This window comes from Streptococcus sp. F0441, assembly GCF_000314775.2.
GTDB lineage: Bacteria > Bacillota > Bacilli > Lactobacillales > Streptococcaceae > Streptococcus.
The window spans coordinates 1,896,810-1,911,029 of record NZ_KB373321.1 but is presented as its reverse complement, the minus strand read 5'-3'; the positions used below and the strand labels follow the sequence as shown (position 1 = coordinate 1,911,029).

At 38.2% G+C, this 14,220-nt stretch carries 18 protein-coding genes and 1 tRNA gene; all 19 read left to right on the top strand.

Going from position 1 to position 14,220, the window contains the following annotated elements; all coding sequences use genetic code 11:
* The first annotated feature begins 46 nt into the window (after nt 1-46).
* The 19 genes from HMPREF9188_RS09485 to HMPREF9188_RS09395 all read left to right on the top strand — a co-directional run bounded on the left by HMPREF9188_RS09485 (nt 47) and on the right by HMPREF9188_RS09395 (nt 13,759).
* Nucleotides 47-544 carry a hypothetical protein gene (locus HMPREF9188_RS09485; RefSeq protein ID WP_009730728.1) on the top strand — a complete coding sequence of 166 codons (498 nt, stop codon included), beginning with the start codon at nt 47-49 and terminating at the stop codon, nt 542-544.
* Nucleotides 545-666: 122 nt separating this feature from the next.
* On the top strand, nt 667-2,706 hold the full coding sequence (locus tag HMPREF9188_RS09480) for a pLS20_p028 family conjugation system transmembrane protein (protein ID WP_033588945.1): 2,040 nt from the start codon (nt 667-669) through the stop codon (nt 2,704-2,706).
* An 8-nt stretch (nt 2,707-2,714) separates the two neighbouring features.
* Entirely contained in the window at nt 2,715-2,996 is a 282-nt protein-coding gene (locus HMPREF9188_RS09475; RefSeq protein ID WP_009730726.1) for a BRCT domain-containing protein, read from the top strand.
* 147 nt (nt 2,997-3,143) lie between these two features.
* A complete protein-coding gene (locus tag HMPREF9188_RS09470; protein WP_006154524.1) occupies nt 3,144-3,452 on the top strand; it encodes a DUF5592 family protein in 309 nt (102 codons plus the stop codon).
* Entirely contained in the window at nt 3,452-4,099 is a 648-nt protein-coding gene (locus HMPREF9188_RS09465; RefSeq protein WP_009730725.1) for a hypothetical protein, read from the top strand. Before HMPREF9188_RS09470 ends, HMPREF9188_RS09465 begins: the two co-directional genes overlap by 1 nt.
* A 10-nt stretch (nt 4,100-4,109) precedes the next feature.
* The gene (locus HMPREF9188_RS09460) at nt 4,110-6,056 is read left to right on the top strand and encodes a hypothetical protein (protein ID WP_009730724.1); all 1,947 of its coding nucleotides are present in this window, start codon (nt 4,110-4,112) and stop codon (nt 6,054-6,056) included.
* Nucleotides 6,057-6,075: 19 nt separating this feature from the next.
* A complete protein-coding gene (locus HMPREF9188_RS09455) occupies nt 6,076-6,327 on the top strand; it encodes a hypothetical protein (protein ID WP_001107251.1) in 252 nt (83 codons plus the stop codon).
* A gap of 15 nt (nt 6,328-6,342) precedes the next feature.
* Nucleotides 6,343-7,683: a CHAP domain-containing protein gene (locus HMPREF9188_RS09450; protein ID WP_009730723.1), complete on the top strand. Its 1,341-nt coding sequence runs from the start codon at nt 6,343-6,345 to the stop codon at nt 7,681-7,683.
* 14 nt (nt 7,684-7,697) lie between these two features.
* Nucleotides 7,698-8,288 carry a hypothetical protein gene (locus tag HMPREF9188_RS09445; protein ID WP_009730722.1) on the top strand — a complete coding sequence of 197 codons (591 nt, stop codon included), beginning with the start codon at nt 7,698-7,700 and terminating at the stop codon, nt 8,286-8,288.
* 123 nt (nt 8,289-8,411) lie between these two features.
* A complete protein-coding gene (locus HMPREF9188_RS09440; protein ID WP_000701737.1) occupies nt 8,412-9,230 on the top strand; it encodes a ParA family protein in 819 nt (272 codons plus the stop codon).
* On the top strand, nt 9,227-9,499 hold the full coding sequence (locus HMPREF9188_RS09435) for a hypothetical protein (protein WP_009730721.1): 273 nt from the start codon (nt 9,227-9,229) through the stop codon (nt 9,497-9,499). Before HMPREF9188_RS09440 ends, HMPREF9188_RS09435 begins: the two co-directional genes overlap by 4 nt.
* 26 nt (nt 9,500-9,525) lie before the next feature.
* Nucleotides 9,526-9,906, top strand: a complete 381-nt coding sequence (locus HMPREF9188_RS09430; RefSeq protein ID WP_009730720.1) for a replication initiator protein A — start codon at nt 9,526-9,528, stop codon at nt 9,904-9,906.
* A 20-nt stretch (nt 9,907-9,926) separates the two neighbouring features.
* The gene (locus tag HMPREF9188_RS09425; RefSeq protein WP_009730719.1) at nt 9,927-10,253 is read left to right on the top strand and encodes a hypothetical protein; all 327 of its coding nucleotides are present in this window, start codon (nt 9,927-9,929) and stop codon (nt 10,251-10,253) included.
* A 109-nt stretch (nt 10,254-10,362) separates the two neighbouring features.
* A complete protein-coding gene (locus tag HMPREF9188_RS09420; protein ID WP_009730718.1) occupies nt 10,363-11,700 on the top strand; it encodes an ISLre2 family transposase in 1,338 nt (445 codons plus the stop codon).
* A gap of 402 nt (nt 11,701-12,102) precedes the next feature.
* The gene (rpmG, locus tag HMPREF9188_RS09415; RefSeq protein WP_009755504.1) at nt 12,103-12,255 is read left to right on the top strand and encodes a 50S ribosomal protein L33; all 153 of its coding nucleotides are present in this window, start codon (nt 12,103-12,105) and stop codon (nt 12,253-12,255) included.
* 9 nt (nt 12,256-12,264) lie between these two features.
* Nucleotides 12,265-12,441, top strand: coding sequence for a preprotein translocase subunit SecE (gene secE / locus HMPREF9188_RS09410; protein WP_000505776.1), 177 nt, complete (start codon nt 12,265-12,267; stop codon nt 12,439-12,441).
* A 51-nt stretch (nt 12,442-12,492) separates the two neighbouring features.
* On the top strand, nt 12,493-13,029 hold the full coding sequence (gene nusG / locus HMPREF9188_RS09405; RefSeq protein WP_000376728.1) for a transcription termination/antitermination protein NusG: 537 nt from the start codon (nt 12,493-12,495) through the stop codon (nt 13,027-13,029).
* Between the two features lie 120 nt (nt 13,030-13,149).
* The gene (locus HMPREF9188_RS09400) at nt 13,150-13,623 is read left to right on the top strand and encodes a hypothetical protein (RefSeq protein ID WP_009730717.1); all 474 of its coding nucleotides are present in this window, start codon (nt 13,150-13,152) and stop codon (nt 13,621-13,623) included.
* A gap of 64 nt (nt 13,624-13,687) precedes the next feature.
* Nucleotides 13,688-13,759 (top strand) — tRNA-Glu (locus HMPREF9188_RS09395).
* Nucleotides 13,760-14,220: the final 461 nt, after the last annotated feature.

Genomic DNA, 14,220 nt, shown 5'->3' with positions numbered 1-14,220 from the left:
AAAATGATGTTTGTTATAATGAAATAAATAATGATTAGGAGAAAAAATGATGAAAGCAAAGCACTTTTTAAGAATTGTTTTAGTAGGGTTAGCCTTGATTTTACTAGGGGCATGTGGTCAAAAATCACCTGATTCTATTGCTAAAAATGTGCTAAAAGATAGCTATACAGGCTTTTCACAAGAAGATAGTTATGATAGTTCTATTTTTAGTGGTGGAGTAGGATCTACTTTAAAATTCGATAAAGAAAAGCGAACCATTTCAAATAATGACGGTAAAAGCATTAGGTACAGTGTTCTTTCAGAAGAACAAGTGAAGGCAATTCCAGCCTCTTTCAGAGGAACTATTGTTAGTTTAGAAAGTCAACTGAAAGGAAAGGATAATTTTACTATAGCTGTTGGTGATAACGCAGATAAGCCTGAAGAGGCTGGTGCTTACTATCAAGTCGTCTTGACTGAAGGTGGTAAAAAAATTAGAGTCATTGAATTACTTCGTGGCTATAAAGAAGACAATGCTTTCTATGATTTCAATGGAACAGCAGATTAACTTACAAAAGTCTCAATTATTTGAGGCTTTTTTTATTGTCAGAATTTCATTGTCCCTTTAAAAACGATTTTGCCATTATCGAATATGATAGGGGTATCTTAGAAAGAAAGAAGGTACCTTTAGTGCACTATCAAACCTTTTCAGATTTGATGAATGAGGTCAAGAATCTCAATGGTGAAATCACAGGCGAGAATGCAAAAAAGCTGGCGGAATTTTATTCCTACTGGGGCAACTATTTAGAACCGACTCCTGCATTTATGGCATTTCTCACTTATTTACCAGGAGGGATTGCCAAGGCTCTTTATCAAATCACTTCCAGCCTAGAACATGTTTTTAATAATATGTTCAAGCTCTTTGGTCTCTTCGGTTATCTAGGCGACCAGAAGACGATTATAGGCCAGTTCTTTTACTGGTTTCAGTTATTGGGGACGTCCTTGTTTACCCTGATTTTGGTTGTGTCGGCTGTTGCAGGAGTTTTTACAAAACCAGTCAAATACAAAGGGGTCATTACGAATTTCCTTTTGGTGACTGCTGTAACTGCCGTATTGCCACTAGCTTTGACCACTATCTCAACCGCAGTGGCGCAGGATGCCATGTCTATCCAGACGGTCACCAGTGAAGCGCCATCTGGTAGTCAACCAACTTCCTCCTTGGCTCTTCAGCCCATGAAAAATAATGTGGTAGACTTAAAAGTTTTGATCTACAAGGATTTTTCTACAGAGTTGTTTCCAATGGATGATTATGGCTATATCAAGCCCGTTCAGGAGGGGTCAACTCCTGTCAATAATATCACGGATGACCCTGCACAGCGGGACACGACTGATTTTGCGACCAAGATTGATTTTGGGGCAAACTATGGTACGACCAATCCAAAACTGTTAAAGGATATGCAGGAAACCGACAAAATAGCAGGGATTAAAGGCTTGTTCCTCCATAAGTTGAATTCCAATAATACTGGAGTTGAAAGCATAACAGAACACCGTCTCATCAATCAATTGAGTGCTTTTGAATCAGTTTATATGCGCTATAAAGTCAACTGGATAGGGATGTTCCTCCAGTATATTATCCTTGTTGTTCTTTTGGTCAGCATGATCATCAAGCTCGTCAAATCAGTTTTTGATATTCTGATTGAAGCAATGATTTCTCCGATTCTTGGTTATAGCTCCCTATCAAACTCAAAGAAATACAAAGAGCTGTTAAGAACGATTGGTGGTGCTTTAGCAGGAATTTTCTTTGAAGTTATCATTATGCGTGTAACACTTGAGATTTTCAGAGATTTACCGATCCTATCTGTTTCAGCTGTAACGAAGCTTTCTGGCGGATTCTTTGACGGACTCAACATGTGGGAACAGTGTCTCGCCGCTGCCTTTGTATATGTTGGAGTATTCTTTGCGGCCATGCAAGGAGTGGCCATGATCGAGCGCTGGCTTGGAGTTTCGACTGGTCATAGTGAAACAGCTCAACAATTGTTGGGTGCTATGATGATGGGGAATGCCTTTGCGGCTGGAGCAGGCGGTCTCTTTAATGGCAGTATGGCACTTGGCCAATTTGGTATGGATATGGCTAAAAAAGCTCCAGATGCCTTGTCTAAAGGAAGTCAGATCCTAGGAAATAGCCTTGCCAGAACTGGAGGTGGTATTCAAGGTGCTTTGAACTCTGTAAAAGACCAAGGCTTTATGAATGCGGCCAAAGGTGGTGTAAGCAATATGGTTGATTTGGCAGAATGGAAAGCATTTGAAGCCATGCAAAATACGAAAGGGGCAGTTGGTAGCGCATTAGATAAGCTGGATGATAAGGCTGCCTCTGCTCAAAATGCGACCTATAACGCTCTGAAAAATGATGCTGTTCCTGGAATTGATCAGCAGCCTGGACCAATTGATATTCCTGAGCCTCCAATTGATCCAGGAACAACCGATGCACCTATTGTCGATCCAACTCCTCCAGCTGAAGAAATGGAGTCCCCAATTCAAGATCCAAATCCACCTGCAGATGCACCAGTTTCAGAATCACAACCACCAGCACAGCCTGATTCTTCTCAACAAAAATTTCAAAAGAGCATGAATCAAATGAATTACATGAACCAACAAATGCAACAAGCAGGACAGCGTATGCAGGGAGGTCGTCATATCACAGGTGCTGAGAGTGAGGACGAAGAAGAATAGGCTGAACTATGGATTTAACAGGAAAGAACATTGTTATCACAGGAAGTCTACGTCCTCTAACTCGAGAAGAAGCCATACGCTTTTTAGAAAGTAAAGGAGCTGTCGTTCAAAACTATATATCTTCAAGGACAGATATATTGGTTTTAGGACACAAGCAGTTGAATCTTTTTGATCTAGATAAAAGGTCTAAAAAGCATGATGAAGCGCTTAGACGAATATCAGACGGTCAATTCATCACTTTCCTTTCTGAAGAATCATTCTTTGATCTAGTTAAGAAGTCTCAAGATTGAGGCTTCTTTTATTGTTCAAAAAAGTATATAACTTTTTGTACAATTCTTTCCTGAAAGACAATGGCAAAAATGCTATTGTCCCTTTAAAAGATATTTTCGATTATTCATTATAATGTGAGTGTCAAAACAAATGTAAAGGAGAAATCAATGTACGGTGAAAAATACGGTGTACCTAGAGATATCTATGCCAAAATCAAGATTATAGGTCTTCTTATTCTAGATATTGCTTTTGTAGGAATTACTGGCGTAATCGCTTTGAGCGTTGGGCTAAAGATCTTTCCTAAAAGCCAGTGGATACAGATGTTCGCATTCATTTTGTTGACACCAGTCATGAGTCTATATCTTGTATTGCCAGCCAACGGTGGCAAAAAGAATTGGCACAGCATGTTTCTTTTCTTCAGACGAAGAAGAAAACGTTATATCAGCTTAAATTACATCAGAAGGAGAAAACCATAATGGCGATTAAACAAACTCAACCCCCAAAAAATAAGAAACGTCCGCTGGGACGTATTCAAGAAACAAAGAAACAAACGCAGGAATATTTTGATTTGCATTCTTGCGTTGAGTTGTTGGATGTAAAATCAATCATTCCAAACAGCCAGGCTTATATCCAGTTAGTTGATTATGGATACTTGCAGCTGATGGAGATACCAGGTAAAGATTTAGGATCGATGTCTTATAACGAGGTTATGAGAACCATTGAAAATTTTGAAACCTGGTTGACTCGATTTGGACCGAATATCCAAGTGGAGACGACAACTTTGCCAACAAATACAGACACGCAAATTTCTGACTTGCGCCATCATTTGGATTTAGTGCGACAAGATATGTCTAAGTTATCAGTAAACGATAGACGTTTTTTACAACTCAAGGATCGTGAAATTTGGCTTCAAAGCCAAATTAAGGTTGAAGAAAGTATCCGACAAGAAGTCTATAATACAGAATTCATTCTGTGGCTATTTGCGCCCACAACAACCGAATTGGACGAATTGGTTCGGAAGGCTAAAACCTATGGAAATAATGATTTTGTTCCGCAAGATATCAACTACAGGAAGAAAATTCAGATAATAAAGCAATACAACAATATGAATGAGAAAGTATAGGAGAGATAGCATGCCTGATTTATCAAAACGTAGACAAAGACAACTAAAAAATGAAGGATATGACCTTGCTTTTCTTAGTCAGATTCAACCGCAAGGAAATATTGATTTTCAAAAGGATGACCGCTCCTGGATAAGTGGAGATGGGCACCATACGGTCTTACACTATTATGAGTATCCAACTGAAGGGATGGATCGTTTTTGGCTTTCTGAATTGTTGTTGATTCCTGGTACACGTTCCTTCCTGTCACTGTACAAGGAGGATAACAGACAGCTTCAAAAAGAGATTGAGGACTCTATTGAAGAGAAGTCAACACGGATTACAAACAATAGCAAACTAACCAATAATCGGAAAGAACTAGATGAAATTGACAATCTGAATAAACTAAGCCGTGAAATTGATAAGCAAAATATAGCTATGTACGGCATGTATATTCGTGTCTTTACGTTCGCATCAACCAAAGAAGAATTATTCAAGAAGGTTGAAGAGGTCAAAGACAAAACGTCGAAATTCAAATCCACTATTCTGTCTGGAGAATTAGATTTTGAATACCATGCTCCATTTATTCCAGCTGAATATCAGATTGATTTGCCCAATCATCGAAGAGGAATACCGACTCCAGCTCACTCAATAGCTGGTGGATATTTCTTTAATCATACGAAACTAGAAGATGAGAAGGGTTTTTATCTGGGTTGGACTCCAACAAATGGAGCGGTAAATTTCAATTTTCTAGAACGTGACGAGAAAAGAACACGCTCCTTTATGATCCTATCTGGAAATCCAAAGATGGGACAGCGATCTTTTCTTATGAAACACACAGACGGTCTCTATGCGAAGGGGCATTATATTCGTAACTTTGATGCTACTGGCCAGTTTCTTGATCAGACACGAAAACAACATGGATTGATTCTTGATTTATCAGGTGAGGCTAACCGTATCAATATCTTCCAGGTATTTCCAACAGTAACCAATGAAGCAGGAACTGAAATCGATAAGAAGAAATCTTACAACCTTCATATCGAGAAACTGAAGAGTATCTATAAACTCCTGAATAATGAAGTGACAGGAGACGATTTAATCACATTTGGAACTCTCCTGAATGAGTTTTATATTGAGGGAAATATGTGGGCTCGAAATCCTTCATTGAATCCAGAAAAACTGAAAGCGACAGATATTGTGAAGGAAGAGTATCCTATTCTGTCTGATTTTATTTTGTTTGTTGATGCCTACAAACGTCGACTGGAACAAACTAGTGCGGATAAAGCCGAACACAAGGCTGTTAAGCGTATTTACAATACGTTTAACGAACTATTGACAACAAACGCAGAAATTTTCGAGGGGACAACCAAATTTCAAGATATTTCTTCAGAGCAAGTTGTAACATTTGACTTCTCAGGGTTGAAGAACGCCCCACATTTGTTAAATGTTCAGATATTCTCTGTTCTTTCACTTGTCTCAGCTGATATTGTCAATAACGGAAAACGCTGTAAGCAATTACTGAAGAGACGTCCTGACTTAACGGAGATGGATATGCAGCACTATATTGTCAATATTAGTGGGGCACAGACACTCATTGACCCTAAGCATGAAAGTAGTGTCAACCTTCTGGCCGATATGATTGATACAATGGGCGAAAACTTTGCTGGTGTTGTATTGTCTGTTAATTCACTGCGAGGGATTCTGTTTGAGACGGGGATTGGCACTCATAAGGATCCGTACGTAACGGCAGTCCAGAGGATTTTTGGTCTGATGCAATATAGAGTTTTTGCTCAGACGGACGAAACCAGTGTTCCTCTACTAGCTAACGCCTTATCTGGATCAATGAACCAGTCTGAACTAGAGACTTTGCCTCGTCTGAAGAAAGGACAGTTATTCATGAATATTGCAGGGGTAGGAAATCTGGTCTTTAACCAACAGCTGTTAGCCCCTGAAGTTGAGCGCTATGGCGGTATTGAGTAAGAAAGGAAGGTAAACCAGAATGGCCAAAAATAAACTAGGAATGATTGCCAGGACTAAGCAGAGATTTGATCAATACGTATTGATTCGTAAATATCGCATGCAACAAGAAAGAGATTATTTCGCTTCAGAGGGAGAATCTGATCCAAAACGCCTGGAAGCACAAAAAGAACGAGATAAGGAGTTTTTGAACGGTCTCAAGAAGATTGGAATAGGATTTATTGTATTTTTGGTTTTTTATGGAATTTTGCGAACAATATTAGGATTGTGGTAGATAAGCGAGGTATCCATGAAAAAAATATTTAAACTGAAGATCCTCATTCCTTTTGTGGCTCTCCTATTAATTATCAATGTTGGGATAACCATGTTAGTTGGGATAATGGGAGCTGTAACCAATAATGGAAGAAATGATTGTGGTGCTGTAGAAACAACATCTTCAACTGGCGACTCCACAGTTTCTTCAGCTGATGGTTCCATCGATGAATTTGTAAAAAAGCACAAGGAAGCCTATATCCTGTCTTGGAAGGCAGGAGGTTTCCTACCTTCAGCTTCTATCACTCAAACAATGATAGAGAATGGCTTCAATTTTACGAATCCTAATGGTACTTCCTTCTGGAAAGCTCACAATATGGGAGGTGTTAAAACCTCTAGTAAAAGTAATTTTCCAGTTACTCTTGCGACGTATGGTGAAGATAGTGTTGATTTAAGTGGGACAAAGCCTGGAGCGAATGTCGGAGACGGTACAGGAGGAGCTTATACTTGGTTCTCTAGCTACGATGCAGGGATCGTAGGGAAAGCTGAGTTTATGGCTCACCAGACACTTTATAAAGGGGCTATAAACAATACAAATGGCATTGCTAGCCTATCTGCTATAGCAGATGGCGGATGGGCCACAGATGGAACTTATAAGAGCAAACTAACTGATATGTACCAAAAACTAGGTACGAAGTATCAGTGGCTTGATAAGGAAGCTATTGCTGCTCATGGCGAGAAACCTTATGAAGTATCCAGTACACAAGATATCAGTTCTTCAGATAGTGCGGTATCTTCTTCAGCTGAAAGAAGTGGATGTGGAGAGTCAGGTAACAGTACCGATGGAACGGGAACTGTCCCTTCGGATGCGACTGCGTGGGGGTATAAACCAGAAGACTTACCAGATAGCTTGAAACCATTCATTATTGATCCTAAGAGCTTAGGCATGGATTATGCCAAGTCTACAGGATGGTACAATCCTGGAAACGACGAGGATGCTGGTCAATGTGTGAATCTTACAATTAGCATGGGAAATCACTTATGGGGCCATTCTGGATCAGTACAAGGAAATGGGAAAGATCAAGCGGCTGCATGGGCTGCAATATTTGGAAATTCAGTTAAGAATACACCTAAAAGAGGCGCTATTTTTTCTTCACAGGTAGGAGGCGGAGGATATGGCCATACTGGAATTGTATGTCATGTTTTTGAGAATGGCTCTATCTTATTTGTAGAACAAAATACACCTCTGAGTGGTTGGGATCAGTTCAAAACTCCATATACATGGAATTATCGTATTTGGACTAAATCACAACAACAAGAACAGGTAATCTCTTTTGCTTATCCAGATGACAGAGAAGCTAAATTAAGTTCAAATTAAAAGGAGTATATAAGATGATTGATTGGATAAAGGAAAATATGGTTGTATCGATTGTAGTAGGTATTCTATTGGTTTTGGCAGGGATAGGGATTGTATCGAGTTTCAGGCCGTCTCAACAAACTAAAATAGAAGAAGCTGCTCAGGTGAGTTCTTCAGGAACCGCACAAAACGAGCCGTCTTCCAAAGAGGAAACAGCAGACGAGAAGCATTATCGGACAGCTAAGCTAAAACTAGAACGCCCCTATGCAGAGGCAAGTCCAGAAGACAAAAAAGAAGTGTTAAAAGCCTTTGAAGAAGCAGTAGCAGATATAAAAAAGACGAATTTTCTGCCAAATGTCAAGGGGACAATCGAGAATCATTTATCTATGACACAGAATGCGATGGTTCAAACCTTTGCGATGGCTCTTCTGACGAATCAGTATGATTTTCAACCTAAACAATTGGAAGTGATGCCAACTGAATCAGATGATGTGATTCAATTTTTGGTTGTTCTAACTAAAAATGGAGAAGAGAACAGCTATTTCGTTGGAAATTTCAATACTACGGTTCAACAAATCCAGCTAAAAGCCTATGTTGGCGGAAATATAGGTGGTACATACGGATAATAAGTTGCACAAAAAGTTATATAACTTTTTGTGCTTTTATATTGACAAATAAAGTTGTTTTAGATATAATTAAGTATATAAAAAGTTATATAACAAAATATACAATTATCCAAGGAGGGAATCATGAAGATTCAGACTACAAACTTAGGAAAAGGTGGCGGTGGTAAGACTACAGATACCTTTAATGAAGGGGATTGGTTGGCACGTGTTAAGGGGCTTAGAACACTACTCATTGATGGAGCTTGGGAATGTAATTTGACAAGAACATTTGATGTAAAATGTGAGAAAACCGTCTATGATATATTTACGACTGGAGAGTATGAGATTGTTCCAATATCAGAAAATCTCAGTTTGATTTGTGGTGATGAGCGTTTGACAGATGAGCAGTTAGATCTTGCTAGTCGAAACAACAAGTATCTCCAGTTGTTTATGTGGTTTAGCGAACATTACGAAGAGTTAGAAGCACAATTTGATGTCATTCTGATTGATACGCACAATGATGAGAGTTTAGTTACAGCAAATTTTATTGCTGTATCAGATATTGTCTTGGCTGTTTCTGATGCCTCTCTTAATGGTTTTCGTGCCTGGTTATCTTTGAAAAATTTTGTAGACTTCATTAAGAGCGAAGCTATCGAAGTTATTACCAAGAAAAGTTATGTTAAAGCAGAACCTTATCTTATTGGAAATAAGATTAAGTACGTTGGAAACAATGTAACAGACACCTGTAAACAATTTTTAGAAGTTGTTGAAGAAGATCAGGCTTACCTGGGATCTATCCAGGAGAAAGAGCTCATGGCCAAAAGTCTTGTGATCAGTCAGAGTGTCTTTGAGCAGCATGAAGAGATGACAGCTAACCAACAAGAGACACATCAAAAGTTTTATGATAATATAAACTACGTATATGAAAATATTTTGAGTGTGTTAGAAGGAGAGGTAGCATGACAGAGAATCGATTCGCACAAGTAAAACAAACATTCCAAAGTACACCAAAGAGAGAAAAGATTCCTTCGTCTAGGAAACAAAATCAGGAGGCAAGAAAGTCTCCTGAAAGCTACAATAAAAAGCAACGTTTCCCTTTCTCTCTGCATCATAATGTTCGATATGATATGTTAGATGCTTTAGTAGAGTATCACGGTGAAAAATCAGCTTCATCTTATATTGAGAATCTGATTATAAGAGAATGGGAAAAGATGGAGCGAAAGAAAAAATAGAGTTCCATAAGAAAGGAAATGTAGCAATGAAATACTTATCAAATCTATCAGAGATTCCAGAGTTTTCTTCAGCAGCAACAGATTCAAGACAATTCTTTATTCCTCGTCCAATAATAGACAACCCACAGTTCAATGATTTGAAGAGTAGCGGAATCTTTCTCTACATGCTGTTATTAAATCGTTTAAGAGGAGCAGTTGACTTTGAATTAAAAGGATATGATGAAAATGGAAATACTTTTGTATGTTACCCTGTAGAGGAGCTAATGGAGGCTCTTCAAGCAGGTAAAAGCAAAGTAATTTCTTTGAAAAAGAAGCTAAAGAATCATGGTTTAATTGAAGAAGTCCACCAAGAATCCAATCTACCCAATAGAATTTATCTAACAGATGAGATTTTAAAATATTACTGATGAAGTAGGAGGAATCTATAATGATTTTCATTGACGTTAAAAGACTTGTTCAGCTATTCTTTATTTTTATCGGAGCTATAGCGGTCTATGTATTCTATAAGACGTTTGGTCTTAGTATGGTGTTTATAATCGTTTTAGGGTTGGCCGTTTTAAAATTCGCTCCAGCTTTCTTACCAGTTGTATTATTGCTGTATTTGGGACTTCACTTTACAGGCGGTTTTTCCTTTATTGCAGATGGAATTGTGACGGTTTTATGGAGTATTATTTTGATTCCTATGGGGATAGCTACTATTGAAATGAGCAAATCCTATTTTAGTAAGAAAGAGAAACCCTGGTATGACAAATAAGAGTTTATCTGAAAAGATAGGCTCTTTTTTTGTCAGAATAAAGGATTATTTGAACATTCAGGTCAAAATTTATTAAAATAAGCGTAATTTTAATAAGGGAGGATTCTGAATGGCTTTCTTTGATGAGAGAGAACTAAAAAATCAATTGCTGTTTCAAAATGCAAAAGAATTTTATAACTTTGTTTCTAGGTATGATGAGGAGATGATTCCAGTCATGAAAGCAAAGGGCTATACCTGTATTCACTCTATGGAGCGAACCGTTGCCTTCACATTTGGTGAGTTTACTTTCAGAAGAAGACGTTGGAAAAAGGGAGATCATTGGGTTATTCCAGTAGATGAAAAGTTAGGGCTTCAGAAGAACGTCCGCTTCTCCTGGGAATTTATGTATCAGGTGGCTAAATTATCTACTTTAATGCCATATGATAAAGTAACTCAGGTGATCCAATTGACTTATCACATCTCTATCACAAAGCCAATTGTAGTAAAGGCTGTAAAAATTTGTGAGAAGTTGTTGGAGGAAAGAGAAGACTATCGATATTATGAAGAGAATAAAGAAGTTCGCAAAAGAAAAGCCCAGGTTATTTATATTGAGGGTGATGGTGTGATGGTTAAAGCACGTGACACACAGAAGGATAATAAACATTATGATTTATCCCATTTTGTAGTCCATACAGGAAGCCAGAAAGTTGGCAGCAATCGATTTGAACTCCAGGACAAAAAAGAATTTATTGGCCTTGACAATCGCTTAGTGAGGGAGCAGGTGATCGATTATCTGTTCAATAATTACGAAATTACGAATCAGACTTTATTGATTACGAACTCTGATGGAGGTCATGGATATACACCCTATGTTTTCAAAGAGATTGCGAAGGTTCTGCGAATTAAACGCCACGAACATTTCTGGGATGAGTATCATGTAAATAAGGAGTTGAAGAATTATCTAAAATTTTACTCTGAGGATCTATTAGAGAGAGCTTTCCAGGCGATTAAGCAACATGATAAGCAGTTAATGAGAACTGTCCTAGATACGACCGAAAGTTACATCGATACAGAAGAAGAACAAGAGTTGTTTGAGAAGTTCAAGAGTAAAATATTGAGAAATTTCCAATATACCAAACCAGCCGAACAGAGAGGATTCAGTCATGCAGGAATCGGGATAATGGAGAGTCAGCATCGTAAGGTCACTTATAGAATGAAAAAAAGAGGAATGTATTGGACTCTTGCTGGAGCTGAAACGATGAGTCGAATTATTGTTTTGAATTATGAGGATTCCTTGAGAGAATTATTCTTCGGCACCTGGAGAGAAGATTATGAAAAATTTATTTCTTTAGAGGAAGTTTCTGCTTATACCATTAAAAAGAGAATGAGTAAAACGGATAAAGAAAATACATCTAGATATCAATGTTACCCTGATAGCAAAAGATTATCCTACTTCCGAAAACAATAGAAGTACATAACAAAGTATATAAAAAGTTATATAACAATAACCTTTGTAAAAAAAGGTCTTTTTGTGCTACAATCAAACATAAAATGCTTGCACGGTATGTAAAAATGTGTTATAATTTACTTAAATTAATCGAATAAAAAAAGACGAAAAGTGCGCTAACACTTCTCGCCTTACCGAGTAAGAACTCGTCCTTCTTACTCAGTCTTTAATTAATGATACCTGATAAGTGTATCAATGTCAAGACTGAGCAAGAAATTTGTTCAGTCTTTTTTTAAAACTCGGTGATGTTCTCCTAAAAATTGTATGAATTTAGGCGTTCTAAAAAATTCTACCGCATACTATTTCGTTAAGAGGCTTGTCAAAGCCTAGGTTTCTTGTTATAATAGATAAGATGGAGGCGTTATGGCACTAAAAAAAGCAAGCCTAGCTTGTGCAGTTTGCGGTTCAAGGAATTACTCAATCAAAACTAGTGGGAACCCCAAGCCAACACGACTAGAAGTAAATAAATTTTGTAAACATTGTGGGAAATATACGACACATAGAGAAACGAGATAGGAGAGAACGATGGGTTTTATTAAGGATATTTTTAAACTTCTTAAAGAAACAACGTGGCCAACTCGCAAGGAAAGCTGGAGAGATTTTCGCTCTATTATGGAATACACAGCCTTCTTTGTGGTCATCATTTACATTTTTGACCAGTTGATTGTTTCAGGTTTGATTCGATTTATTAACATTTTTTAGAAGAAAGGCGGAGAACTTCTGCTAGTTTCTTCTATTATGAAAGGAAATATCATGGATAGTTTTGACAAAGGATGGTTTGTTCTACAAACTTATTCTGGCTATGAAAATAAGGTAAAAGAAAATCTATTGCAACGTGCACAAACGTATAACATGTTGGATAATATTCTACGTGTTGAGATTCCAACACAAACTGTGCAAGTTGAGAAAAATGGAAAGAAAAAAGAAATTGAAGAGAATCGCTTTCCAGGTTATGTCCTTGTAGAAATGGTCATGACAGATGAAGCATGGTTCGTCGTTCGAAACACACCGAACGTAACAGGATTCGTCGGATCCCACGGCAACAGATCAAAACCAACTCCGCTATTGGAACAAGAAATTCGTGATATTCTGGTTTCAATGGGACAAACTGTTCAAGAGTTTGATATTGATGTTGAAGTTGGTCAGACAGTCCGCATCATTGATGGCGCTTTTGCAGACTACACAGGTAAAATTACTGAAATTGATAACAACAAAGTGAAGATGATTATCTCTATGTTTGGTAATGATACGATTGCAGAAGTAAACCTAAACCAAATTGCAGAATTATAATCCCAGAGAGGCCTTGCCTCTCTTTTTATGTGCCGTTGAGAGAGAAAGAAGTATAGAATAGAGGAAATAGATTCATGGGTTCGTGCATTTTGCTAAACTAAATGCAGAAAGGAGAGGTCTATGAATCTGAAAGAACTATACGAAGAAACGAAGGGGATTGTCCATAAGTGTCGCAAAGATTATCATCTACATCTGTGGGAGAAAGAGGACTGGGACCAGGAGGGCATGATGTGCCTCTATGAACTGGTCAGTAGCCATCCAGAGTTGCTAGAGGGTGAGCGCCATCGACTATATGTCTGCTTTAAAACAAAATTTAGAAATCGCATCCTGGATAATATTCGAAAACAGGAAAGCCATAAGCGCCGTTTCAACAAAGAACCCTATGAAGAGGTGAGTGAGATTAGCCATCGCCTAGGAGAAAAAGGACTCAGACTGGATGATTATTATCTCTTTCACGAACTTCTAAAGACTTACAAATCCAAGCAAAGTGAGGAGAAACAAGAGTTAGTGGACCGTCTCATGGGAGGGGAAGTCTTCAGAGGACGCAAGGCGTTATTGAGGGAGCTTTCTATCGTCTTCCAAGAATTTGTATAGGTTTGAAAAAAGTTCTTGACAAAGGAGGAAAAGTAGGTATAATAGAAAGAGTTGAAAAGCTCAAGGTCCGTTGGTCAAGAGGTTAAGACACCGCCTTTTCACGGCGGTAACACGGGTTCGAATCCCGTACGGACTATGGTATGTTGCGGATGGAACACTTGATGAAAAAAGTTCAAAAAAGTTTCAAAAAAGTGTTGACAGGGGCGGGGAGCTGTGATATACTAATATAGTTGTCGCTTGAGAGAGATTGAGTGACAAAGACCTTTGAAAACTGAACAAGACGAACCAATGTGCAGGGCACTATAACTAAGGTTATAGTACTGAACAATGAAAAAAACAATAAATCTGTCAGTGACAGAAATGAGTGAGAACTCAAACTTTTAATGAGAGTTTGATCCTGGCTCAGGACGAACGCTGGCGGCGTGCCTAATACATGCAAGTAGAACGCTGAAGCTTGGTGCTTGCACCGAGCGGATGAGTTGCGAACGGGTGAGTAACGCGTAGGTAACCTGCCTGGTAGCGGGGGATAACTATTGGAAACGATAGCTAATACCGCATAAAATGGATTATCGCATGATAATCCATTGAAAGGTGCAA

What these genes read in the sequence shown, in the direction of transcription:
- HMPREF9188_RS09485 (WP_009730728.1), top strand. Translation starts at nt 47, where the DNA reads ATGATGAAAGCAAAGCACTTTTTAAGAATTGTTTTAGTAGGGTTAGCC.
- HMPREF9188_RS09475 (WP_009730726.1), top strand. Translation starts at nt 2,715, where the DNA reads ATGGATTTAACAGGAAAGAACATTGTTATCACAGGAAGTCTACGTCCT.
- HMPREF9188_RS09470 (WP_006154524.1), top strand. Translation starts at nt 3,144, where the DNA reads ATGTACGGTGAAAAATACGGTGTACCTAGAGATATCTATGCCAAAATC.
- HMPREF9188_RS09465 (WP_009730725.1), top strand. Translation starts at nt 3,452, where the DNA reads ATGGCGATTAAACAAACTCAACCCCCAAAAAATAAGAAACGTCCGCTG.
- HMPREF9188_RS09460 (WP_009730724.1), top strand. Translation starts at nt 4,110, where the DNA reads ATGCCTGATTTATCAAAACGTAGACAAAGACAACTAAAAAATGAAGGA.
- HMPREF9188_RS09455 (WP_001107251.1), top strand. Translation starts at nt 6,076, where the DNA reads ATGGCCAAAAATAAACTAGGAATGATTGCCAGGACTAAGCAGAGATTT.
- HMPREF9188_RS09450 (WP_009730723.1), top strand. Translation starts at nt 6,343, where the DNA reads ATGAAAAAAATATTTAAACTGAAGATCCTCATTCCTTTTGTGGCTCTC.
- HMPREF9188_RS09445 (WP_009730722.1), top strand. Translation starts at nt 7,698, where the DNA reads ATGATTGATTGGATAAAGGAAAATATGGTTGTATCGATTGTAGTAGGT.
- HMPREF9188_RS09440 (WP_000701737.1), top strand. Translation starts at nt 8,412, where the DNA reads ATGAAGATTCAGACTACAAACTTAGGAAAAGGTGGCGGTGGTAAGACT.
- HMPREF9188_RS09435 (WP_009730721.1), top strand. Translation starts at nt 9,227, where the DNA reads ATGACAGAGAATCGATTCGCACAAGTAAAACAAACATTCCAAAGTACA.
- HMPREF9188_RS09430 (WP_009730720.1), top strand. Translation starts at nt 9,526, where the DNA reads ATGAAATACTTATCAAATCTATCAGAGATTCCAGAGTTTTCTTCAGCA.
- HMPREF9188_RS09425 (WP_009730719.1), top strand. Translation starts at nt 9,927, where the DNA reads ATGATTTTCATTGACGTTAAAAGACTTGTTCAGCTATTCTTTATTTTT.
- HMPREF9188_RS09420 (WP_009730718.1), top strand. Translation starts at nt 10,363, where the DNA reads ATGGCTTTCTTTGATGAGAGAGAACTAAAAAATCAATTGCTGTTTCAA.
- rpmG (WP_009755504.1), top strand. Translation starts at nt 12,103, where the DNA reads ATGGCACTAAAAAAAGCAAGCCTAGCTTGTGCAGTTTGCGGTTCAAGG.
- secE (WP_000505776.1), top strand. Translation starts at nt 12,265, where the DNA reads ATGGGTTTTATTAAGGATATTTTTAAACTTCTTAAAGAAACAACGTGG.
- nusG (WP_000376728.1), top strand. Translation starts at nt 12,493, where the DNA reads ATGGATAGTTTTGACAAAGGATGGTTTGTTCTACAAACTTATTCTGGC.
- HMPREF9188_RS09400 (WP_009730717.1), top strand. Translation starts at nt 13,150, where the DNA reads ATGAATCTGAAAGAACTATACGAAGAAACGAAGGGGATTGTCCATAAG.